We start from the raw sequence: 23,208 nt of genomic DNA on the forward strand, positions 1-23,208 counted from the left end.
TCGGCATCCAGACCGGCGCATTTCCAGAGCAAGGTCTCGCGGTGCCGATCGAGCCAGGCTTGCAGCATGGGTCGTTCGTCGGCGACGAGCGGAGTGGGCGTCCGTTCGACCTCGGGGGCGTTCCACGTCATGGATCGAGGCTATCGTCCGGCTGCGAACTACGCCTTGGGTTTACGGTGCGGGCGAGCCGGTCGACACGCCCGCACCGGTGCCTACAGACCGTTTCGCAGGAAATCGGTGACGGCACGTTCGAAGGCCGCCTTGCGTTCGATCTGCACCCAGTGCCCGCAGCGCCCGAACAGCCGCAGGTCGACGTTCGGCAGCTGCCGTGAGGGGAGCAGCGCGCCCTCCGCCGGGGTCACCCGGTCGTCGCGGCCCCACAGCATCAGCACTTCGTTGCGCAGGCCGCGCAGCCGCGCCCACAGCGGAACCCGTTCGGCCAGTGCGGGATCGGCGAACGTGGCGTAGGCGTCGCGGATGGCGGCGATGGCCGCGGGTTCCGACGCGGCCGCCAGACGCGCGTCCACCAACTCCTCGGTGAGGATCCGCTCGTCGAAGACCATGGTGCGCAGCCAGGACAGCACCCGCTCGCGCGTCGGGTCGGCGGTGAAGTCGAGCAGTCGCCGAATGCCTTCGGACGGTTCGGGTCCCAGCACGTTCACCCCGACACCGCCCGGCGCCATCAGCACCAGCCGGTCGACGCGCCCAGGGTGATCGAGGGCGACGAGTGTGGCCACCGCGCCGCCCATCGAATTGCCGAGCAGGTGCGCGCTCGGCAGCTCCAGGCTGTCGAGGAGACCGATCACGGCGTCGGCGGAGATGCGAAGGTAGTTGCGGTCATAGACTTCCGGGCGCGCGCTGGCGCCGAAGCCCGGCTGGTCGAGCACCAGGCAGCGGAAGTGCTCGGCGAGCGCCGCGAGGTTGCCGCCGAAGTTGGCCCAGCCGGACACGCCGGGACCGGAGCCGTGCAGCAGCACCAGCGGCGGACCCGAACCCGCCTCGTGGTAGCGGAGTTTCAGCCCGTCGATGGTCACCCAGCGGGTGGTGTCCTCCGCGGTCGGCGCCACCGTCACACCATCCGATCTTCGACGGTCAGGCCGAATTCGCCGCGCCCGAACATGGCCAGCGCGCGCTCCACGTCGTTGATGACGTGCACGCTGCCCGCGTGCGCGTCGCGCCAATGCCGTTCGATCGCATTCGGTTTGCGGATCGAATGGCCGCCGGAGTTGTCGAAGAGCAGCTCGATCGCCTGGATCGCCCGCTCGGTGCCGCGCACCTGATCGCGGCGGGTGCGCAGCCGCACCTCGTCCGGAATCGGCTCGCCCGCTTCGGCGTAGCGCAGCTGCTCGGAGATGTTGCGCTCCATCTGCAGGATCGCGGCGTCGATCTCGGAGGCGGCGCGGGCGACGCGGACGTGGGCGAAGGCGTCCTCGGCCACCTTCTGGCCGCCGTAGGACAGCCGCACCCGTTCCCGCATCCGCTCGATGTGCGCCTCGTAGGCGCCCTGTGCGGCGCCGATGATCGGCGCGGTGATGGTGTTGGAGAAGACGCCCGCGAACGGAATCTTGTACAGCGCAGCGGGATTCGCCTTCTGACCGGGCCCGCGCAGCTGCGACTGCTCGGTCGCGCTGTAGGCGCGGTGGTGCGGCACGAACGCCTTCTCGATGACGATGTCGTTGCTGCCGGTGCCGGAGAGCCCGACCACGTGCCAGACGTCGTCGACGACGTAGTCCGCGCGCGGCACCAGGATCGTCAGATAGTCGCTCGGCTTGCCGTTCTCGTCGGGCGCGAGCGCGCCGAGGAACGCCCACTGCGCGTGATCGCAGCCGGAGGAGAAGCTCCACCGTCCGCTCACCTCGTAACCGCCCTCGACCGGGGTCAGGATGCCCGTCGGCGCGTAGGACGAGGAGATCAGGGTGTCGGAGTCGGCGCCCCATACCTCCTCCTGAGCCTCGAGCGGGAACAGCGCGAGCTGCCACGGGTGCACGCCGAGCACCGAGGACACCCAGCCGGTGGACGGGCACGCCGAGGCGATCGTGCGGATCACCTCGTAGAAGGCCACGGGAGAGGACTCGTCACCGCCGAACCGGGCGGGCTGGAGCATCCGGAACACGCCTGCCTCGGTCAGCTCCCGGATGCTCTGCACCGGGACCCGCCGCTGCGCGTCGGTGTCCGCGGCGCGCTCGCGGATCGCCGGAAGCAGGTCGCGGACCCGATCGAGCACCTTGTTGGTCATGACGGGTGTCCTCCTGTGTTTCGTCGGGCCGGGAACCGCACGCGCGGCCCCCGCCATGGTGGTGACGCTAGGGCGGTCCACCCCGCGTCCGGTAGGTCAGTCCCGGTGATCGGAACCATGTGAACCGCGATTTCCGGCGCTCAGCCTGCGTGGGCGGCGGCGCGGCCCGCGAGGCGGCCGAAGAACGTGCCGTCGCCGAGGGACGTGCCGCTGATGTAGCCCTCGCCGTGCAGGCCGGAGCTGGCGCGGCCTGCCGCGAACAGTCCGGGGATCGGCGCGCCGTCGAGATCGAGCACCGCGCCGTCCACGGTGGTGTGCAGGCCGCCGAGGGTGAAGACCGAGGCGCCGGTGCCGCGCCGGTCGCCGGTCTCGGCGGGCGGGCGCACCCCGGCGCGGACGTCGATGGCGGCCAGCGGCGGGGTCAGCGGACGCAGCCAGCGCGGCGCTTTGTGGAAGTCGGGATCCGCACCGCGCGAAGCGAATTCGTTGTACCTGGCGATGGTCGCGGCGAGCGCGCCCTGCGGTGCGCCGATCAGCAGCTCGAGCTCCTCGGCGGTCTCGGCGACGTGGGTGGGGCGCACACCCCAGCGCTGCGGTTCTGGCACGGCCTCGTAGGCCTGTTCGTCGAGCACCACCCAGACGTCCATGTCCTGCCGGAACAGGGCGGCCTGGCCGATGCGGCCGGGATAGGTGTCCTCGTTGACGAAGCGCGCGCCGCGACCGTTGACGACCATGCCGCGGGCCGCGAATCCGGGAATCAGCGCGATGCCGACCTGTCCCGCGGACATGTGGCGCACCGCCGCGCCCGCCGCCTGCGCCATCCGGATGCCGCTGCCGTCGTCGGTGCCCGCGCTGACCTTCGTGTGATGCAGCAGGCGCGGTGCGTGCGCGGCCAGCATTCGGTCGTCGTCGACGAACCCGCCCGTGGTGAGCACGATGCCGCGCCGGGCGCGCACCGTGAACTCGCGGCCGTAGCTGCGCGCCGTGACGCCGGTGATCGTGCCGTCGTCGGCGCGGATCAGGTTCGTCACGTAGCTGTCGAATCGCGCTGTCACACCGGCGTTCTCGGCTGCCGTTGCGAGCACGTCCATGAGCAGTTTGCCGCCGAAATCGTTCGCGGCGGGCCGGTGTCCGCGCGGGGCGGGCGTCGCCAGTTCGGTGAACGGCCAGCTGTTCTCGCCGAGCCACATCAGCCCGTCGTCGGTGGGCGGCACCCAGGCGGGCGCGTCCCACAGGCTGGGCTGGAACGGGACTCCGCGCGCCACCAGCCAGTGAAAATGCTCGACGCTGTCTGCGCAGTACCGCTCGATCTTGGCGTCGTCCGCGCCGGGGCCGAGCGCGGCGCGCAGGAACGCCGCCATCTGCTCGGGAGTGTCGGTGAAACCGCACGTTTGCTGGATGGGCGTGCCGCCGCCGAGGTAGATCTCGCCGCCCGACATGGCCGAGGCGCCGCCCGGCCCGCCCGAGCGCTCCAGCACCAGCACCCGCGCACCCGCCTCGGCAGCCTCGAAAGCCGCTGCCGCCCCGGCACTTCCGTAGCCGACGACCAGAACGTCGGTGTCGATGTCGTAGGCGTCGACCTCTGTCGCGGGCCGCGGTGCGACCGACCGGCGTGATTCGCTCATGCCTGCGCCTCGCTAGCGCTCGGCTCCGGCATGCGCGACGCGCGCTGGCACACGATTCGCTCACTGCGTTCGCTCATGCCTGCGACAGTCACGCCTCCCCGCGGCCCCCGACACCGGTCATCTCGGTAGCTGATCGCCACCTCCCGCTCAGTGGGACTGAACCGGCTGGTGCGGTCGCGCACTCGCAAAGGTGTGTGAACGGCGTCACGTTTGTGGTGGCGCAGTGAGGAGAGGATATCGATGCGGGTCCTGATCACCGGAATCACCGAGCCGAGCGGTCGGGCGGTGGCGCGCATGATGTTGGCCGCCGGGCACGACGTGGCCGGCCTGGACCGCCGGTGGCACCGCTTCGTCGATCCCCGCGTGGCCTTCACCGCGGGCGACCCGGCCGATGCGGCGGCCTGCGCCAAGGCCGTCGCCGGCTGCGACACCGTCGTTCACCTGGCGGGACCGAGCGTCGGCGCGGTGGCCACGGCGGCGCGGAACGCCGGTGCGCGCGTGGTTGTTCCGGTCGTGGCGGGGGCGCGCTCGGCCGGAGTGCCGGAATCCGAAGTCGCCGAACGGCTTCGGGAAACGGGCGCCGACCACCTGCTGGTGCGCACCGCGCTGATCGCGGGCCGCCGGATCGGTCACGAGACCCGCCGCGCGCTCGAACCGATCCTCGGCGCCAAGTCCGGCGGCGGATTCCAGCTGCTGCACAGCGACGACCTGGACCGCTTCCTGGCGCTCGCGGCGACCTCGCCGCGGATCGGCGTGGTCGAGCTGGCCGCGCCGGGCGTGGTGACGACCGACGAAGTCCGCGCATTGATGCGCGCGGCCGGGGTGCGCTACTCCGCGTGGGCGCCGGGCTGGTCGGCGCGCCGACCGCTACTGAGTTCCTCAGTGGCGCAGCAGGACTGGGGCTTCCGCTGCGGATGGACCGCGGCCGAGACTGCCGCCGATGTGGTGCGCGGTCTGGTCGGGCGCAAGCCGTCGGGCGGATCCTTCCGCACGCGCGGCGGCGCGATCCCGTTGCCCGCCCACGTGATTCCCTCGCGCGCCGCCACTTCCGACCGGCACCGCCTGGTCGACGTCGCTCCCGAGGGGTTGGAGGGCGAGTTCGACGACCGCGTCGATCCGCGCTACCCGGTGCACACCGCGACCAATACCTCCGAGGCGCTGCCCGGTCCGATGACGCCGCTCACCATCGATCTGCACGCCGGCGCGATCCGGCTCGCCAACGAGGCGATGGGCACCATGATCGCGCTCGACGGCATCGCGCTGGAGCACTGGACGAGCCGGGTGACCACCGTGCTCGGCCACCACATCTACATCAACGCCTCGATCGGCGTGCTGGCCGCCGAGAACATGCCCGGCTGGGACGAGGAGAGCATCCGCCGCGACGCCTACGGCAACATTCCCGACGAGATCCCGCTGCAGCCGCACGGGAAGCCGCCGATGCCGACGGGCCTGGCCAGCACCGCCGCCACTTGGCGCGCCACTTCCCGGGTCATCGCCACCGCCCGCCGCTTCGCCGCGACCGCGGAACTGATCAACGCCGCCGCTCACACCGAGGCGCTGACCGCCGAACAGATCGCCGCCCTCACCGACGAACAGCTGCACGTGCGCGCCCTGCTTTGGCGCGACCGGCTGCACCAGGCCTGGCAGGCGGCGTCCATCGGCGTCATGATGACCGGCGCGGCCACCGCCGTGCACGCCCGAGGCAAGAACGCGGGCGAGGTCCAGATCGACCTGAACCGGCTGGAGTCGGCGAAACCGATGCTCGCGGTGGAGCGTCTGGCCGCCATCTGTCGCGCCGATTCGGCGCTGCTGGAGATCGCGGGCACGGGCGACGTCGCGGCGGCGCGGGCCGCCTCGCCCGCCTTCGCCACGGCACTGGACGAGGAACTCGCCAAGATCGGCCACCGCGGACCCGGCGAATGCGAACTGATCAATCCGACCTTCGGCGACCGGCCCTCGCTGCTGGTGACCGCCGCCGCGCGGGCGGCCCAAATGCCCGCGCCGGCCCGCGAACCCGTTCCCGCCAATTCGAGTCGCACGGCGCGGATGGCGGCGGGCGCCACGGTCGCCAGGGAACGGGCCCGCGACGCCGTCGTGCGGATCACGCATTGCCTGCGCATGGCGGTGCGCGAGCGCGCCGACCGGCTGATCCGATCCGGTCTGCTGCGCGATACCGACGACGTCTGCTACCTCAGCCTGGACGAAATCTTCTGTCTCCCCGAGGATGCGGCCGAGCGAGTGAATCGCCGCCGCGCCGAGCGGAAACGCCTGCGGGACATCCGGATGCCCGACGTCGTTGCCGGCCAATGGGAACCGGTCGCCGACGCGGGCGCGCTGGCCGCCGGCGAGAGCCTCACCGGTATCGGCGTGTGCCCCGGCGTGGTGGAAGGCACCGTGAAGCTGGTGCTTTCGCTCGACGACGACATCGAACCCGGCGACATCCTGGTCGCCTCGGTCACCGACACCGGCCACACCGCGATGTTCGCCTACGCCGCCGCGGTGATCACCGACATCGGCGGCTCCGCCTCGCACGCCGCCATCGTCGCGCGCGAATTCGGCATCCCGTGCGTGGTGGACACCAAGACCGCCACCACCAGCCTGTCCGACGGACAGCGGGTGCGCGTGGACGGGGCCGCGGGCACCGTCACGCTGCTCGCCGACTGATCACGAGAACCTCCGTCCCAGGATCGAAAGGAACACCCCCTGTGACCATTTCACGCGCCATGCGCGGCGTAGTAGCGGCCTCGGCCGCGGTACTGCTCGGCGTCCTGCCGGTCACCGTAGCGCCCGCTCTCGCGGGACCGGCCGTCCCCGTCCTCGAATCGCCGGGCAAGGCCGACCGGCCGATGGGCTTGGCGCACGCGCCCAACGCCCGCGACATCGGCGGCTACCCGGCCAAGGGCGGCAGTCGCGTCGCCAGCGGCGTCGTCTATCGCACCGACGCGCTCGCCAAGCTCGACGCCGGCGAACAGCAGAAGCTGGTGGAGCTGGGCATCACCCAGGTCATCGACTTCCGCAGCCCCATCGAGGCGGGCCGCGATCCCGACAAGATCCCGTCCGGCGTGCGGCGCACCGAGCTGCCGGTGTACGACCCGGCCAACGACTTCTTCGCCATGGTCTCCCGGCTCATCCAGGCAGGTCCCGAGGAACAGCAGCGGGTGCTCGGCGACGGCAAGGGCGCCGAGATCATGCGCACCTACTACCGCTGGTTCGTGACCGACCCGACCGCCCGCGGCCAGTTCGCCTCGGCGTTCCGCGAGATCGCGGGCGCTCAGGGCGCGGTGCTCTACCACTGCACCGCGGGCAAGGACCGCACCGGCTGGATGACCGCCATCCTGATGAGCGCACTCGACGTCCCGAAGGGCCAGATCTACAACGACTTCCTCGACTCCAACGACAATCTCGCGGCGGGCAACAAAGCGCTGCTCGACGCGCTCGTCCAGCAGGGCCTCGTGCAGGACCGTGCGCTCTGGGAGCCCATCGTCGGCGTGCAGCGTGACTTCCTCGACGCCGCCTTCGACCAGGTCCAGCAGTCCTACGGTTCGTTCGACCGCTTCGTGTCCGAGGGGCTCGGCATCGACGCGGCGACCCTCGAGAAGGTGAAGGCGAAGCTGCTCACCTAGCATCGAGCCGCGCCGAGTTCGACCGCCGCCGTTCCCGCTTCGGCAGGGGCGGCGGCGCTTCGTTCACTCCGCGTCGTCGAGCAGATGCCGAGGGGCGGCCTGCCGCCACGAGTCGAGCACGATCGCCTCGAGTTCCTCCCGATCGTCCAGCGCCGCGAGTCGCACCCGCACCCACGGATTGTTCGCCTCGTGCGCCGCGACCCAGAACTTCTCCGGCTCCGCCACCACCAGCTCGTCCCGGTCGATCGCCGGGCAGCGCACCGCCATCGACGTCTCGTTCTCCGGCAACGTCAGAAACAACTTCCCGGCCACCCGGAAAATCGGCATCCCCCAAGCGAACTGCTCGCTCGTCTCCGCCAACGACAAGGCATAGGCACGGACATCGTCCCCGGTGGTACTCATGCCCCGAATCCTTCCAGGCGCTACCGACACCCGGCGGAACGGTTCGAGAGACGGCGGCGAGCGTCCTTGTCGGAACTGTCGGCGATGATGGCGCGGGGTAGTGCGCGCGGGTCTATCGGCCGCCGGTGACTGCCCCGGCGGATTCTCGGCCGGAGTCCGAGTCGGAGCTGGGATCGGCATTGGGCTCGGGATCGGCGTCGAGATCAGCATCGGCGTCGGCGGCCGCTCGGCCGGATTCGTCTGCCGGCAGCGGCGAACGCGGCTCGGTTACTGGTCTCCACACCTCGACGCCGCGCTCAACGGCAATCGCTCGAGCCATGATCTCGAACTGGCGGTATATCGCCGGTGCCGAGAATTCCTCGCGGACTTCGATGATCCAGAATCCATAATTGTTCCAGGCCGCGATGATGGAGCCGCCCGCGAACTGTTCGATGATCTCGATGTCGAGGACGCCTGTGTTGACACCGGTGCCGAGCATCTCGAGGTAGCTGAGGTAAGTGCGAACGGCGGCGTCCTTCGCCGGGTCGTTCTTGGTTTCCGCCAGAAAGCGCGCGATGGATTCACGGTCCCGGTCGGGCGGCAGCGCGCTTCTGTGATGTTCGCGGCGCTCGAGCGTGGTCATATAGAACTGCATGCTCGCCTCTTTGCGCCGCTTGGTCCATTCCTCTTTTCGGGCGGCGTCGGCGGTGGAGGCATTGCGCACGCCCTGCCTGACCTGCATGCCGAGGAACAGCAGTGCAGCGATATTGACCACGACGGCGACGGCCGCGATGGTCGATGAGAGTATTTCGAATGCCGACACCGTCACCCCTGCGATGGACGTTAGCGCTACATGCCGCCGGCACTGTCTGACGACCCCGATCGCCCACCGTGCCGGCGTGAACGTTCCGAGTATGGACGGCGCGAACTCCGTTGTCCGGCAAGGACGGTGATGGGCTTCGATCCGGTGGAATCTCCCCTCGGCGCGCGGATCATCATCGAGTCGACGGCGTACGAAACCGAAAATAATCATCGGAGGACTCGACGTCGTGCCTGCCCGCGCAAATCGGCGGACCGAGGCGGGCGCGAACTGCCGTGAGTAATGCCGGGGCGCGGCGCTGCCGAAGGCAGGTGTTCGGACCGGCTGCGCTGGGGCCGGTCCGAACAGCCGGGTGAATAATTCGGCGACTTACCCGACTCGCGCGGCTTCGCGGGCCAGGATCCGTTCGCGTTGTTCTTCGAACCGGACGACGTCGCGGCCGAGTTTCTCGAGATACGCACCGAGTTCTTCGCGGCTGCGTTCGCCGCGTGCGGTGAAATCGGTGCGATTGAAGACGTTCCAGATGCGCAGGACGGGCATGACGACCTCGTCCAGGTGCTGGCGCAGGTCGTAGATGCCGTGCTTGACCATCAACACGCCGTTGCGCCGCCAGTTCGGCATGCCGGTGCCCGGCATGGCGAAGTACTTCACGATGGTGGTCACCGACTCGATGGTCTGGTCGGGAGCGATGTCGAACGCGGCGCCCGCGACGTTGCGATAGAACATCATGTGCAGGTTCTCGTCCGCCGCGATGCGTTGCAGCAGCCGGTCGGCGGTCGGCTCGTTGCAGACTCGTCCCGTGCTGCGGTGGCTGACCCGGGTGGCCAGCTCCTGGAACGTCACGTACGCGACCTGATCGCAGACACCGCCGAAGCCAGGCGGGGTGTGCACGCCGCGGGTCATGTGCACCATCCGGTCGTTCTCCAACGCGACGGGATCGACCGCGCGGGTGCAGACGAGGTAGTCGCGCATGGCGATCGAGTGGCGGTTCTCCTCGGCGGTCCAGCGGCCGACCCAGTAACCCCACGCGTTGTCCTGTGAGAAGTTCTCGGCGATCACTCGGTGATAGGACGGCAGGTTGTCCTCGGTGAGCAGGTTCGTGATCATCGCGACCCTGGCGACCTCCGAGAGCCGCGACTGCTCCGGATTCCAATCCTCGCCGCCCATCGCGGCGAAGTTGCGGCCTTCGTCCCACGGCACGTAGTCGTGCGGACACCACTCCTTGGCGGTGGCCACGTGCCGGTCGACATTGGCCGCGACGACCGGCTCCAGCTCCCGCAAAAGTTCTAGTTGCCTCAAGTCTCTAGACATCCAGCGCCTTTCGATTCGATCGAAATCCACGGAACGTACCGCTCGCTGTACACGCATCACAGACTCGTGCGACCCTGGCCGCACCCACACCCTAGGCCAGCGCCATTCGATTCATCGCGCAAAATCAGGTCGAACCACCTGACAGTTGATTGTCCAGGACTCGCCCGGTCGCGACGAAGGTGTCGGCTGAACACGGCGAGTTCACTGCGTCGCCGAGGGGACCATCGAGCGGTGGGGTGCCGACGAGTCAGTGATTGCCGGACGCGATGTCGTGGCGGCGGACGGCGACGATGTGCGGGTTTTCGCGGGAGCGACCCCAGTTTTGGCCGCGAAGATGGCGCAGCAGAACGCGGTAGTCCGGCCTGCCACCATCGCTCGCGCGAATCTGCGCGAGCCCGAACAGCAATTCGCCGATGCTGGCTCGGATCCATTTCGGAAGCAGGATTCGGTTCACGACGACGACGAGGGTGAACGCTGTTACTGGGATGGCCTGCTTGACCGCCGTCGGGGCGTCGAGAGGGAACACGATCAGCGACAACACCGTGCACAGCAGCGTCGCCAGGTGGAGAATCGAGTCGACGAACGCGGCGCCGAACGAGCGCGCCTGTCGTGGCGATGGGTACCGCGGATCACCGTCCGCGCCATGATGTTCCGGCAGAAAATTGACCGATTGCCCTATGCCCCACACCCCACCCGCGTTCACAAGCCCATGATGGCACAGTCGACTACCGGGGCGGACCCACGGGCCGCCCTTTACATCACTCGTTACCGCGAATCATTCTCTCGGCCCGCGGATTTCGATCCAATAGCGGCGAGCGGGACCGAGTTCGGTGTCCCGGATGCTCTCGAGTACACCGCCGTGCCGTTCGATCGTCTTGGCCGAGGCGAGGTTGTCGGCCGCGCAGATCGCCAGCACTCGGCTCATGCCGAGCACCCTCGCCTCGTCCAGCATCCGGCCCAGCGCCCAGGTCGCAATGCCGCGGCGGCGGGCGGAGGGACGGATGCCGTAGCCGATGTGGCCCGACCGCTCGACGGCCTCGTCGGACGCGTGTCTGAGTGCGATACCGCCGAGCACCCGGTCGCCGTCGACGATCCAGCGATAGACGGTCGGCACCGGGACGAGTTTCACCCGGTCCGGCGCACCGGACAGTCGCCCGACCCAGGCCGCGAACCCCTCCAGCGTGTCGACCTCGTCGGACAATCGCAGACCGAAACCGTCCTCGTGGACGCCCGGTCCCCACTCCCGGTGCGCCTCGAGCCAGGCGGCGTGCAGGCGTGTGGTGGGCGCGATCAGCTCGGGCATAGCGCGAACGATACTCACGCGCGCGCCTGCGTCCGGTAGCTACGGGCGATGCGCGCCGAGCGCCGGTGCCGCCTGCTGTTGGCCGGAGCAGTGTCGTGGCCGGTCAGCTGGGCGATTCTCGCGAGGCGGAGGTCGACGGTTTCCGGGTGCACGGCCAGGTCGATTCCGTACTGACGGGCGGTGGCCGCGGTGGCGTCCGTCGCGCAGCGCCTCGGCGAAGGTGCGGCGCCGCCCTCGGGTGCCGTATCGGCCGCGGTTTTCCAAGTACAGGAGGTTCAGCCGTAGAGCGTGTCCCTTGTGCGGGCGTAGGTGGCGCGGACGGCCCGTCCGCTGTCGGCGGCGTCCGGGGAGACGGAGATTTCGGCGGCGGTACGGGTGGGCCATCGCGGGGGAGCGGCGGTACCCGCGAGCGCCCAGGCGGCTTGGCGGGCCGCGCCGAGGGCGACGTATTCCTCGGGTTCGGGGACGGTGACGGGATGGCCGAGGATCTGCGCGGCGATCGCCCGGACCAGCGGCGAGCGGGCGGCACCGCCGATGAGCAGGATGCGGCGCGGGCTGATACCGGTGGCCACGAGGCGGTCGAGTGCGTCGGCCAGGTTGCACAGCATGCCTTCGTAGGCGGCGCGCGCGAGATGGCCGGGGTGCATGGTGCGCGGGCACAAGCCGTGCAGGCTGCCCGCTGCGTGCGGCAGGTTGGGGGTGCGTTCGCCGGTGAGGTAGGGCAGCATGACCAATCCGTCCGCGCCCGGGGGCGCCTGAGCGGCAAGGGTTTCCAGGTCGGGTAGGTCGACGCCGAGTAGTTGCGCGGCGGAGGTCAGCACCCGCGCCGCGTTGAGCGTGCAGACCAGCGGGAGGAACGCTCCGGTCGCGTCGGCGAATCCTGCGATGGCGCCGGACGAATCGGCGCTGGGTGTCTCGGCGCGCGCGTAGGCGGTGCCGCTGGTGCCGAGCGACAGCACGACGTCGCCGGGCTCGAGCCCCAATCCCAGTGCGGCCCCGGCGTTGTCGCCGGTGCCCGCCGCGATCAGCGCGCCCGTCGCGGTACGGCCCGCGGCTTCGGCGGGCTCGAGTACCCGCGGCAGCAACGGCGTGCGGCCGCGAGAAGCCAATGCCAGCAAGTCTTCTCGATAGTGACCCGTGGCGGGGGACCAGTAGCCGGTGCCGGAAGCATCGCCGCGGTCGGTGACGGGTTCGGCGTCGAGGCCGCGCAACCGCCAGGTGAGGTAGTCGTGGGGAAGCAGGATCCGCCGGGTTCGGTCGGCCAGGTGGGGTTCGTGATCGGCGAACCAGCGCAGTTTGGCGACGGTGAACGAGGCGACCGGTACGCTGCCCACCGCGTCGGCCCACCGCCGCGGGCCGCCGAGCTCACGGACGAGGTCGTCGGCCGCCGCGGCGGAGCGCGTGTCGTTCCACAGCAGCGCGTCGCGGACCGGCGCGCCGTCGGCGTCCAGCGGGACCATGCCCTGCTGCTGCGCGGCCACCGCGATCGCGTCGACCCGGTCGAGCAGCCCGTCGCTCGCGGCGCGCAGCGCGTCCCACCACGCCTCGGCGGGCACCGCGGTGCCGTCGGGATGCGGAGCCGTTGCCCGCTCCAGCACCGTGCCGGTCGCCGCGTCGCAGACGACGATCTTGCACGACTGAGTGGAGCTGTCCACCCCGGCGACCCTGGTCATCCGGACCGATCCGGTCGAATCTGGATCTTGCGGCCCTCCCGCGCACGGAACGCCCCGATCGCGTCGGCGAACTCGTCGAGCGCGAAGCTGTGGGTGATCATGGTGTCGGCGTCGATCACGCCTTTGCCCATCAACTCCACCGCCCGCCCGAAACTGTGCAGCACCGCCATGGACCCGACGATGGTGATCTCGTCGTTGTAGACGCGGAACGGGGAGATGGCGGCGGTCGCCGCGCCGGGCGCGACGCCGAACTGCTGATACACCCCACCGCGCCGGACCCTGGTCACGCCGTCCTCGATCGCGGCGATCGCGCCGGTGCAGTCGATGACGACCTCCCATCCGTGCGGGCGGTCGAACGTGTCGGCGCCGGTGCCGACCGCGTCGGCGCCGAGCTTCTCGGCCACCGCGAGCCGCGCGGTATCGAGATCGACGACCGACACCGAGGCCGCGCCCGCCACCCGCGCCAGCTGCAACATCAGCAGGCCCATGGTGCCCGCCCCGTAGAGCAGATAGTGCGCGCCGAGCGCGCGGGGGAGCACGTCGAAGGCGTGCACCGCGCACGACAGCGGCTCGACAAGCGCGCCGTGGCTCAGCGAGACCGCGTCCGGCAGGCGGTGGCAGTTGGCGGCGGGCACCGCGACGTACTCGGCCATCGCGCCGTCGACGGTGTCGCCGATCGCGCCCCAGCGCTCGCACAGATTGCCGCGGCCGATCGCGCAGTAGTGGCATGCCCCGCAGAAGAGCGAGGGGTCGACCGCGACCCGATCGCCCACCGCGACGCCGGCCACCTCGTGGCCGACGGCGACGATCTCGCCCGCGAATTCGTGCCCCGGCACGATCGGATACGGCGTCGGCGGGAATTCGCCGTCGATGATGTGCGCGTCCGTTCCGCAAATGCCCACCGCGGCGACGCGCACCACGACCGCGCCGTCACCCGGCGACGGGTCCGGCACGGTCTGCACGGAACAACGACCTGGCGTCTCGACGACCACCGCGCGCATGCCTCTACCATGCACCCGGATCGAGGTGCGGCGGTGCATTTCGGGTATTCGCGGCCGAGATCGGGCAGACTGACCCCGTGCGTGCGGACCCCAGTCGACCAGCCGGTGATCTCGATTCGACGGCGGCGACCGAGAGCGGCGCCGCCGAGCAGCCGTTCCTTGAACTGGCCAGGGGCGAACGCGCGTGGATCCGGGCTCGCCGCCTGCCCGACGGCCTATACGAACTCCAGCACCGCGACGGCGACGACCCGCGGCGCTTCGAGGTGTACACCTCCGATCACTGCCTGGTGCGCGATCTGCTGTGCGCCTGGCTGGACGGCGCGGCGGACTGGTCGGAGGGTGTGGTCTGGTCTCCGGTCGATCCGGCGATCGAGGAACTGGAGCGGGTGCGCAACGAATTGTCCGGGCTGCTGGGCGGTTTGACGTTGCTCGATGATCTCGGGGCTGGGTTGGACATGGCGCTGGCGCGCGCCGACGAGCTGATGGACGGGCTCGACACAGCCGCCGTCGAGCTGCCAGGTCAGCCCTGATACCACCAGGCGGTGGTGGCGATCTCGGCGCGTTCCAGCGGTAGGTAGGTGCCGGGATCGGACCAGCCGAGCGCCTGCACGGTGACGCGGAGTCCGCTGTGGAAGCAGATCGGGTCGCGTACGTGCCAGCGGTACATGCCGAACCGCTGCTCGGCCTCGTAGCACCGGTCCGGCGGAAGTACTTGGGGCAGGCCGAGATACGGCGTCGAGTAGGTCCGGTATCGGCCGTCCATGTCGAAGTTCCACGCCCCGCCGAAGTAGTCCTCGGTGCCGGTGCCGCAGATGCTCGGGTGTTCGGTGTCCCCGTCGAGGTAGAACTTCAGCTCGCCCTCGCCCCACCATCCCGGATCGCCGGGCCGGATGGCGAGGTAGGTGCCCACGTAGCGGCCGCGTCCGGTGACGCCGTCGAGGATCGTGTGCACGGCCGGGCCACCCAACGGCGCGCCGCGCCGCCACTGGGTGTGCAGGTAACCGGCCTCCTCCAGCACGTCCTCTTCGGTGTAGGTGATCTGGTAGTACACCGGCACGGCGCGATCGCCGTCGTTGTGCAGTCCGATCCGCGCGCTGCGGCGAAAAGGCATGGGCCAGTAGCTGTTCAGGCCGCCCGCCGGGGCGACCACCACCATCTCCGAGTTCACCAGCGCGAGCTCGTCCCAGGCGTTGCAGAAGAAATCGCCCAGCGGCAGCTGAACGGCGGGTCGCGGTGCGTCGTCCCAGTGCATGCGCAGGGTCAGGGCACGCAAGGCGGCGCGGTCGGTCGTCAGCCAGAAGTGCCGGATCACGCCGGGGCCCGCGACGTCGGCCAGTGTGGCGGTGGCGCCGGGCTCGAGGTGGATGGACGGCGAGACCTTCCAGCCCGGGCCGAGGTGGCGTGCGGCATGGGCGCCGGTGCCCTCCGTCGCGCGGGCTCCCGCGCCGGGCGCGCCGGTGGGGTTCTCGGCGCTGATCGACCGGGTACGCGCGGCGTCGAGCCGCCACAGTTCAGGTGGCGACCCGGCGGCGGTCACAGCCCCGGCCAGCCGTACCGAGCGGGCCCGCGGGCCGGTCCGGCGAGGCGTGCGCCGCCCGCGGGAGCCGCGGCGACCGGCTCGGCCTGCATCGCGGTTCCGCCCTGCGCGGCCAGTTCCCTGCGGACTTCGTCCATGTCGAGCCAGCGCACCCGCTGCACGACCTCCTCGAGATCGGCGGCGGGCAGGAACCCCGGCTGGTTGAACACCAGCAGCCCCTCGCGGAAGGCCATCAGCGTCGGGAACCGGTCGACCTGGGCCATCGCCGTCAGCGCCTCTTCGGCCTCGGTGTCGACCTTGCCGTGCACGATGTCGGGGTGCTGATCGGCGGACGCCTCGTACACCGGCGCGAAGTGGCGGCACGGGCCGCACCAGCCAGCCCACCAATCGATCAGCACGATGTGGTTGGTGCTGACGACCTGATGAAAGTTGTGTTGGGTCAAGGTCACTGTGGGCAAATCGGGTCCTCCCTGCCGGTGCTGCCTCATGCATCCTGGCACGACGTGCCGGGATCAGGAAGGCGGGTGTGCCCGGCGTTGTTCGGCGGCGAGGAAATGCGCGATCTCGGCCGTGGCGGAGTAGAGCTCTCGATAGCGCCGGTAGTACGGCTCGTAGGCGGCGGTGCGGGCCGGATCGGGGACGACGGTGTCGGCCACCGGATTCCACGCCGAGGTGTCGAGACCGGCGGCGGTGGCGGCCAACATCGCGTCGCCGAGGCAGGCCCCGACCGTGTCGGCGGGCAGCTGCTGGGGCAGTCCGGTGACCTCGGAGACGATCCGCGTCCACAGTCCGCCCTTGGTGCCGCCGCCGACGGCGACCAGCCGCCCGGCCCGCCCGCCCGCCTCGGTCATCGCCTCCAGGTTGTGCCGGACGCCGTAGGCGATCGACTCCAGCGCCGCCCGGTACAACTCGGCGCGGCCGTGGCGCAGCGTCAGTCCCGCGATCACACCCCTGGCGTCGGGATCGAACAGCGGGGTGCGCTCGCCGGCGAAATAGGGCAGCGCGAGCAGGCCCCTGCTGCCCGCGGGCACCGTGGCGGCCTCGGCGACCAGCTCGGCGTAGTCGCCGCCGACCAGATCGCGCAGCCATTCGGTCACCGCGCCGGAGGTGGCCATGCCCGCGGCGAGAGTGTAAGTGCCAGGCCATGTTCCGCAGGTGCCCCAGAGCCCGGGATGCGGGACGGGTTCGGTCAGCACCTGCACCAGGAACATCGTGGTGCCGTACATGATCATGGCGTCGCCCGGCGCGCGCACCCCGACGCTCTCGGCTTCGGCCCAGGCGTCGATGGTTCCGGTGGTCACCGGCAGCCCTGCGGGCAGACCCGTCGCGGCCGCGGCCGTCGCGCTCACCCGCCCGACGATCTCGGTGGGCCAAGCGAGTTCGGGCAGCGTCAGCCACGGCGCCACCGCCTCGGCCCAGTCCGCGGCCCACGCCCGCTTGCGCAGGTCGTAGAGCGGTACGCACTGACTGGCGGATTGGTGGTCGAGCACGTACCGGCCCGTGAGCCGGTGCACCAGAAAGGAACTCGCCATCAGCAGCAGGTCGGTGCTTGCGGCGACCCGCGGTTCGTGGCGGGCCAGCCAGCGCAGCTTCGGCCCCACCGCCTGACTGGTCAGCGGCGAGCCCGCGCGCTCCAGCACCTTCTCCGCGCCGAATTCCGCGTTCAGTTCCGCGATTTCGACGGTGGCGCGGGTGTCGACGCCGTAGAGGATGGCCGGGCGCAGCGGATTGCCCGCCGCGTCGGCGGGCAGCAGGCATGGCCCGATGCCGGAGACCGCGAGCCCCTCGATCCCTTCGCTGTCGGCGGCCGCCACCAGATCCGTGGCGATGGCGACGAAGTCCGACCACCACACCGTCTCCGCGTCGTGCTCGACCCAACCCGGGCGCGGAGTCGAGATGGAATGGGCGCGTTCGGATCTCGCGGCGACCGTGCCGTCCGCGCGCACCAGCACGCCTTTGGAGGCCGAGGTGCCGATGTCGACGCCTAGGAACATCGGGTTACCGCCGTTCCCTGCGGCCGGGCCGGCCCGTCATCGCTGGTCGCCGGACGGGTCGCGGGAGAACTCGTCGAGCGTGATGCCGAGCAGGTCGCAGGTCGCGCGCACCGCCGCACGGTGGTCGCCGGGGACGGCGTGAATGTGGTTGGCGCCGAAGCGGGAAAGGAAATCCTCGGCGCGGGCGTCGAGCCGGGCGAACGCGTGCGGCCACTCCCTGGTGGACTGTTTCATCAGCGAGGCGTTGGTCTGCTCGTCGTAGGTCTCGAAATCGCCGAGCATCAACTGCATTCGGTAATCGCCGTCCTTGCGGGTCAGCCGCGCAAGCGTCATCGTGCCGGGCGCCGCGAGGTGGTGCACCGAAGCGCCGCCCGCGGGGAAGAAGAACACCTCCGGGTACAGGTGCACCCGGGCGAGGTTCTCCGCGGGATCGTCGCTGCGCGCGGCGAACCAGGTCGCGTGCTGGCCCGAATTGCACAGATCCCAGATGTCGCGGTCGGCGTGATAGTGCCGGACGTCGGCGAAGAGCACGGGCGTGCCCGCGAGGTGTTTGAGCAGCTGCATGGTGAGCGCGCCGTCCATGTCGGCCTCGGTGGCGCAGACGTGGGTTTCCTTGCGGCCGTTCCAGTCGTAGGGATCGTTGAGGAACGCCTCGGTGACGTCCATCGTCGCGAAATACTGCGTCAGCTCCGGTTGGCCCTTGATGCCGGAGAAGTCCAGCCGCCACTGCGCGATCAGCTCGCGCATCGCCAGGTAGGAGCGGATCTGGCGCTCCAGCAGCTCGGGGGTGAGTTTCGCGCCGTCGTAGTGCACGGTGGCGTGGCGCTCCAGCCACTCCCGCGCGGCCTTCGCCTCACCGGCGTCGGCCGTCTCGGCCCGTCGCACGATCTCCCACTGGTCGATCTCCTCGACGTCGACGCCGAACAACCGCTGCCACTGATCGGTGTTCGCGACGGCGGTGTTCATGCCCATCGGCCGCCCGCCGATGCGACCGAAAGTGCTGCCGCGCAACGCCGAGACGGCCGCCGCCGCCGTGGCGCGCACCCCGATCGCCTCGATCAGCGCGTCATCCGCCGGGTCGCCCCACAGCCTGGTGTGCGCGCGCCCGATCTGGTCGAGCGCGCCACCCGCCGCGAGCATCCCCACCATGCCCGGTTGCACCGGATCGATGTTCGACAGCAACAGCAGGGGCCCCGGTGTCGCGCCTGCGGCGAGCATGCTGAAGTGCGGGAACGCCCAGACGGCGTAGTGCAGCACGGTGAGATCGACGCCCGCGGCGGCCACCTCGCGCGCCACCGATCCGGCCAAGGCGTTGTCGCTGATGATCTCCCTGCCGCGCACCACCTCGTGTCCCGCCGCCGTCAGGGCGTCGACGAGGCGGTCCTCGGTGGCCCGGATGAAGTCCGCGATGCCGGTGTGCACATAGTCGCGGCCGTCGGAAACACTGATCACGCCGATACGGGCCATGCCGTTACCTCCCGCGGTGGGTGGGCGGATAGTCGACTCGCTCAACAGATACCAGGCCACCCAGCCGAATCGGCCTCTTTCGGCGAATCGGAGCCGGGATCGTCACCGAGCGGTCGAGCCGCCACGGCGCGTCTCGATCAGCGCGGCACGGCGATGCCCGCCGGCGGCCGCGGGAACGTCAGCGGCGCGAGATGCACACCGCCCTGCCCCCATCCGGCGCTGGTGATCCACCAGCGTCCCGCATCACGCACGATCTCGGCGGCGTGGGCGCCCACGTGACCGATCTTGTCGCCGATGCGGAAGCGAAAAGGGTTGTCGCTGCGAAAGACATCGGTGCCGACATAGCCGGGCCGCGGACCGATGAACAGGTACCAGCGGTCTTCGTGCCGCACCACGAACGGCGACTCGGTGTTGCCCGCCTCGGTGCCGATCATCGGATCGGCATAGGCGATGTGCCGTTCGCCCCAGTGCCACAGGTCGGTGCTGAGCCGGTAGGCGACGACGTGGTGACCGCCCGCGGGCGTGCCCGTCGCGCAGTAGTACATCGCCCACTTCTCGCCGATCCGCAGCACCATCGGGTCGCGGGCGTCGTAGCCGTCGCGGAACAGCGGCCCGCCCGGCGCGCGCTCCCAGCGGACCAGGTCGGTGGAGGTGGCCAGATTGATCGCCGCCCTGGTCCGGTCGGCGCCGCCCGCGGCGTAGTACATGAAATATGTTGTGCCGGAACGGATCACGTACGGAGCCCAGAGGTGGGTTTCACCGTGGTAGCCGGGATCGACCCGGAGCGCGTGCTGCCGTTTGGTCCACGGGCCGTGCAGGTCCGGCGCGGTGGCGTGGGCGAACTCGATCTCGTGGAACGGGTCGGCGGGCTCGGGGTGGGTGATGCCGAACAGGTGCCAGCCGCCGTCCCGGCCCTGGACGATGGTGTGGTCGTTGATGTACCACGGGTGCGCCTCGCCCGCACTGGGGTCGTAGATCCTGGTGAACCGGCCCGCTCGCACCACTTCGCGCGTCGCCATACGACCATGATCCCGCCGCGCGGCTCGCGACGGGTCCGGTTGGTTACGGACACGCCGCGCGGGACCGGTGCGATCAGCTCTCGACGAGCGCCCGGCGCAGATCCGCCAGCTCGCGGTCGCCGAGACCGTGCGCGCGCAGCCAGCCCGCCGCGCCGCCGTGATCGGCCCGCAGCCGTTCCAGGAACCCGATCATCACGCCGGGTTCCACCGCGAGGATTCCGGTGCGCACGGGTGGCAGCCCGTGATACGACGGCAACGCGTCGAGGCGGGCGCGCACCCGCGCCATCCGCTCGCCGGACAGGGCGTAGTCCGCCGCGATCACTTCCGCGGGCACGCCGACGGCGTCCAGCAACACCGCGGCGAGGACCCCCGTGCGGTCCTTGCCCGCGGCGCAGTGGAAGACCACCGAATGGCGATCGGTGTCGGTGATCAGCCGCACGGCGGTGAGCACGGATTCGACGCTGCCGTCGAGGAGTTCGCGGTAGAGCGCGACCAGGTCGTAGTGCTTGCTGTCGGGCACCAGATCGGCTGGGGTGACGGTGGTCGCCGCCGCCTTCCGCACGGGCAGGTTGACCAATCGGACATCCGCGCCGGTGAGCAGTCCGTAGCCTTCCCGCTCGACCTCGTCGGGGTTGCGCAGGTCGATCAGGGTGCGCAGACCCACCCGGCCGGTCAGCAGGACCAGATCGTCCTCGGTCAGGTGCTGCGGGGTGCTGGCGCGGTACACCGCGCCGAAGCGGGTGACGCCGCCGCCGGGCACCGGCAGCCCGCCGAGGTCGCGAACGTTGTCGATCTCGGCGAACTCGACCCATCGCCGCAAGGAACTGTCGGTGTGCATGGCGCGTCAGTGGGCCCGGCCCGCCGCGGCCTCGTCGGCGCGGCTGAGCCCGCACAGGCCGATGAGATCTTCGTGCAGCTCGAACCACACGGTGTGGTAGCTGTCCATGATCGGGCGCGCCACCCAGGTGTGATCGCCGCCGTCGATGCGCTGCACCGCGCGCTCCAAGCGGCCCGCGTAGCGCGCCAGACGCGGCGCGATCTCGCCGATCCGGCGTACCAGCGGAGCGACCTGGCCGTGCGCGGCGCGCAGGCGGTCGAGCACGGCGGTGTCGTACGCGGTGTCGGAGTGGTCGTTGACGGTCGCCGCGTCCTTCATCTGCCAGGCGGTGATGATTTCCTTGAGTTCGACGTTGTACACGCAGAATTCGTCGTAGGCCGCCGCGATCACGGTGGGGTCCACCGTTTCTCGCTCCGCCATGAGCAGGCGGGCGAGCTCGCCGCGGCCCTCCGGCGTGAGCCGCACGCCGACCGGGGTGGTCGCGCACAATCCGCGGGCGACCAGATCCGCGCAGGCGGTCTCGGCCGCATCGTCCGCGAGGCTGTCCGCGACGGCGTCGGGGGCGACCCGGCCCTTGATGCCGATCAGGCGAAGCAGGTCGAGGTCGGAGGCGGGGAGGGGAATGGGGGTGGTGTGCTGCTGCGTCCGGCCGTCGCGCGGGGTGGTGTGCGGCAGAGCGTGATCGGACGCAGGCGAAGTCCCTGCTGTCATCCGTCCATTCTCGATCGAATGCGTTGCGGACGAGGGAATTTCGGCATCGGCGGAGCGTGCCGCGAGCAGGCCGACCAGTTCGTCGGGCGACACCGCGGCCCAGCGGGCGAGCTGCGCCACGTCCTCGATCACGCTCTGGTCGACGGCCTTTCCGGCGATCTCGCCCAGCCACACCGCGCCCGCGCCGCCGTCGACGGTGACCACCTGTCCGGCGAGCGCCGCCACCACGCCGGGGCCGCAGCCGACCACGCACGGCCTGCCCAGTTCCCGGCTCACCAGCGCGGCATGTGAAGTGGCTCCGCCGAGTTCGGTCACGATGGCCCGTGCCGCGATCATGCCGTGCAGATCGTCGGGACTGGTGGTCGGCCGGGCGAGCACGACGTCTTCGCCCGCGGCGGCGCGGGTTTCGGCCTCGTCCGGATCGGTGACGACGACACCCGAGGCCAAGCCGGGGCAGGCCGACTCGCCGCGGGCCAGCGGCGGCCGATCGGTCTCCGCGCCGGAGGCCGGTCGCAGCACCGTGCGCACCTGCTCGGCCTCGACGCGGCGCAGCGCCGTCGCCGGATCGATGAGACCCTCGCCGGCCATGGCGACGGCGGCGCGCACCGCCGCGCGGGCCGAGCGCTTCGCCGGCCGCGATTGCAGCAGCCACAGCCTGCCGGATTCCACGGTGAATTCGATGTCCTGGATGTCGCGGCCGTCGCGTTCCAGCAGGTCGGCGGCGGCGAGCAGCTGCTCGTGCACGTCGGGCATGGTGACCGCGAGCTCGTCGAGCGGGCGCGGGGTGGTGCGGCCGGAGACCACGTCCTCACCTTGACCGCCGACCAGCCACTCGCCGAACACGGCGCGCTCGCCGGTGTTCGGATTGCGGGAGAACAGCACGCCGGTGCCGGAGAGCGCGTCGAGATTGCCGAACACCATGGCCTGCACCGTGACCGCGGTGCCGAGGTCGTCGGAGACGCCGCGGCTGCGGCGATAGGTCTTGGCCCGCGCGGAATCCCACGACCGGAAGACCGCGGCGACGGCGCCGCGCAGCTGCTCCCACGGGTCGAGCGGGACCGCGCCCTCGGGGTCGCCGAGCACGATCTCGCGGTACTGCGAGCGGAAGCGGCGGTGGGTGTCCGCGGCATATCCCGGGTTGCGCGTCTCGGCGGCGAGCGCCCGCTCCACCTCGTCGTTGATGCCGAGGTTGAGGACGGTGTCCATCATGCCGGGCATGCTCACCGCCGCGCCGGAACGCACCGACACCAGCAGCGGACGCCGGGTGTCGCCGAAACGCCGCCCGGTGCCGCGCTCCAGCCCGGCGACGCCGGCCCGCACCTGGAGCCAGATCTCCTCGCTCAGCGCACCGCGTGCGCGGAAGTCGGCCCAGCCCTCGGTGGTGACGGCGAACGCGGGCGGCACCGGAAGGCCGAGCGCCCGCATGTGGTCGACGCTCCACGCCTTGCCGCCGATGCGGTCACGGCTCAGCGCGCAGGTGCCGTCGAGTTCGGCAACGGACGGTGCGGTGCTCTCCAGGGCGCTTCGGGGTCGCTCCACGGGCTCCACTCCGGTCGTCATGTCACTCCTCTTGGTTCACGTTCTCGACTCACCACCGCGGTCGGCGGGGCACGCGGGCCGACGACCGGCGTGCCTGATGAACGGCACACCGGCGTGCCAGGCGAACGGC

General features: G+C 70.7%; 20 protein-coding genes. 3 read left to right on the forward strand and 17 right to left on the reverse strand.

Annotated elements, in window-relative coordinates; genetic code table 11:
• Positions 1–212: 212 nt before the first annotated feature.
• The 3 genes from NX1_RS05110 to NX1_RS05120 all read right to left on the reverse strand — a co-directional run bounded on the left by NX1_RS05110 (position 213) and on the right by NX1_RS05120 (position 3,861).
• The gene (locus NX1_RS05110) at positions 213–1,067 is read right to left on the reverse strand and encodes an alpha/beta fold hydrolase (RefSeq protein WP_157119551.1); all 855 of its coding nucleotides are present in this window, start codon (positions 1,065–1,067) and stop codon (positions 213–215) included.
• Between the two features lie 2 nt (positions 1,068–1,069).
• Positions 1,070–2,236 carry a 3-hydroxy-9,10-secoandrosta-1,3,5(10)-triene-9,17-dione monooxygenase oxygenase subunit gene (gene hsaA, locus NX1_RS05115; RefSeq protein WP_068054601.1) on the reverse strand — a complete coding sequence of 389 codons (1,167 nt, stop codon included), beginning with the start codon at positions 2,234–2,236 and terminating at the stop codon, positions 1,070–1,072.
• Between the two features lie 140 nt (positions 2,237–2,376).
• Positions 2,377–3,861 carry an FAD-dependent oxidoreductase gene (locus NX1_RS05120; protein ID WP_068054605.1) on the reverse strand — a complete coding sequence of 495 codons (1,485 nt, stop codon included), beginning with the start codon at positions 3,859–3,861 and terminating at the stop codon, positions 2,377–2,379.
• Positions 3,862–4,101: 240 nt separating this feature from the next.
• On the opposite strand from NX1_RS05120, the gene NX1_RS38335 reads away from it, so the two are divergent.
• Entirely contained in the window at positions 4,102–6,525 is a 2,424-nt protein-coding gene (locus NX1_RS38335) for a PEP-utilizing enzyme (protein WP_068054608.1), read from the forward strand.
• Between the two features lie 41 nt (positions 6,526–6,566).
• Entirely contained in the window at positions 6,567–7,484 is a 918-nt protein-coding gene (locus NX1_RS05130; RefSeq protein ID WP_245668330.1) for a tyrosine-protein phosphatase, read from the forward strand.
• 63 nt (positions 7,485–7,547) lie between these two features.
• On the opposite strand, the gene NX1_RS05135 is transcribed toward NX1_RS05130, so the two are convergent.
• From NX1_RS05135 to NX1_RS05165, 7 genes are all read right to left on the reverse strand, one after another.
• Positions 7,548–7,886 (reverse strand): MmcQ/YjbR family DNA-binding protein, encoded by a 339-nt coding sequence (locus NX1_RS05135; RefSeq protein WP_068054614.1) that lies wholly within the window; start codon positions 7,884–7,886, stop codon positions 7,548–7,550.
• A 112-nt stretch (positions 7,887–7,998) separates the two neighbouring features.
• The gene (locus tag NX1_RS05140) at positions 7,999–8,898 is read right to left on the reverse strand and encodes a DUF4760 domain-containing protein (RefSeq protein ID WP_084501032.1); all 900 of its coding nucleotides are present in this window, start codon (positions 8,896–8,898) and stop codon (positions 7,999–8,001) included.
• 156 nt (positions 8,899–9,054) lie between these two features.
• Positions 9,055–9,996, reverse strand: coding sequence for an acyl-ACP desaturase (locus tag NX1_RS05145; protein WP_068054620.1), 942 nt, complete (start codon positions 9,994–9,996; stop codon positions 9,055–9,057).
• Between the two features lie 247 nt (positions 9,997–10,243).
• Entirely contained in the window at positions 10,244–10,699 is a 456-nt protein-coding gene (locus tag NX1_RS05150; protein ID WP_169812185.1) for an RDD family protein, read from the reverse strand.
• Positions 10,700–10,771: 72 nt separating this feature from the next.
• Positions 10,772–11,299 (reverse strand): GNAT family N-acetyltransferase, encoded by a 528-nt coding sequence (locus NX1_RS05155; protein WP_068054626.1) that lies wholly within the window; start codon positions 11,297–11,299, stop codon positions 10,772–10,774.
• Between the two features lie 275 nt (positions 11,300–11,574).
• Entirely contained in the window at positions 11,575–12,972 is a 1,398-nt protein-coding gene (gene xylB / locus NX1_RS05160) for a xylulokinase (protein ID WP_068054629.1), read from the reverse strand.
• On the reverse strand, positions 12,969–13,973 hold the full coding sequence (locus NX1_RS05165) for a zinc-dependent alcohol dehydrogenase family protein (protein ID WP_068054632.1): 1,005 nt from the start codon (positions 13,971–13,973) through the stop codon (positions 12,969–12,971). The genes xylB and NX1_RS05165 overlap by 4 nt, the downstream gene beginning before the upstream one ends.
• A 77-nt stretch (positions 13,974–14,050) precedes the next feature.
• Here NX1_RS05165 and NX1_RS05170 point away from each other — a divergent pair, with 77 nt between their 5' ends.
• On the forward strand, positions 14,051–14,503 hold the full coding sequence (locus NX1_RS05170; RefSeq protein ID WP_068054635.1) for a hypothetical protein: 453 nt from the start codon (positions 14,051–14,053) through the stop codon (positions 14,501–14,503).
• On the opposite strand, the gene NX1_RS05175 is transcribed toward NX1_RS05170, so the two are convergent.
• From NX1_RS05175 to NX1_RS05205, 7 genes are all read right to left on the reverse strand, one after another.
• On the reverse strand, positions 14,494–15,510 hold the full coding sequence (locus NX1_RS05175; protein WP_218024060.1) for a glycoside hydrolase family 172 protein: 1,017 nt from the start codon (positions 15,508–15,510) through the stop codon (positions 14,494–14,496). The genes NX1_RS05170 and NX1_RS05175 overlap by 10 nt on opposite strands.
• A complete protein-coding gene (locus NX1_RS37300) occupies positions 15,507–15,959 on the reverse strand; it encodes a thioredoxin family protein (protein WP_307649950.1) in 453 nt (150 codons plus the stop codon). The genes NX1_RS05175 and NX1_RS37300 overlap by 4 nt, the downstream gene beginning before the upstream one ends.
• A 63-nt stretch (positions 15,960–16,022) precedes the next feature.
• Positions 16,023–17,504, reverse strand: coding sequence for an FGGY-family carbohydrate kinase (locus NX1_RS05185; protein WP_068054641.1), 1,482 nt, complete (start codon positions 17,502–17,504; stop codon positions 16,023–16,025).
• 36 nt (positions 17,505–17,540) lie between these two features.
• Positions 17,541–18,971 (reverse strand): L-fucose/L-arabinose isomerase family protein, encoded by a 1,431-nt coding sequence (locus tag NX1_RS05190; protein WP_068054644.1) that lies wholly within the window; start codon positions 18,969–18,971, stop codon positions 17,541–17,543.
• A 137-nt stretch (positions 18,972–19,108) separates the two neighbouring features.
• Positions 19,109–19,990, reverse strand: a complete 882-nt coding sequence (locus NX1_RS05195) for a glycoside hydrolase family protein (RefSeq protein ID WP_068054647.1) — start codon at positions 19,988–19,990, stop codon at positions 19,109–19,111.
• Between the two features lie 73 nt (positions 19,991–20,063).
• Positions 20,064–20,828, reverse strand: coding sequence for a tyrosine-protein phosphatase (locus NX1_RS05200; protein WP_084501037.1), 765 nt, complete (start codon positions 20,826–20,828; stop codon positions 20,064–20,066).
• 6 nt (positions 20,829–20,834) lie between these two features.
• Positions 20,835–23,099 (reverse strand): pyruvate, phosphate dikinase, encoded by a 2,265-nt coding sequence (locus NX1_RS05205; RefSeq protein ID WP_068054649.1) that lies wholly within the window; start codon positions 23,097–23,099, stop codon positions 20,835–20,837.
• Positions 23,100–23,208 lie beyond the last annotated feature (109 nt).

It is taken from the genome of Nocardia xishanensis NBRC 101358 (assembly GCF_001613365.1).
Classification (GTDB): Bacteria; Actinomycetota; Actinomycetes; order Mycobacteriales; family Mycobacteriaceae; genus Nocardia; species Nocardia xishanensis.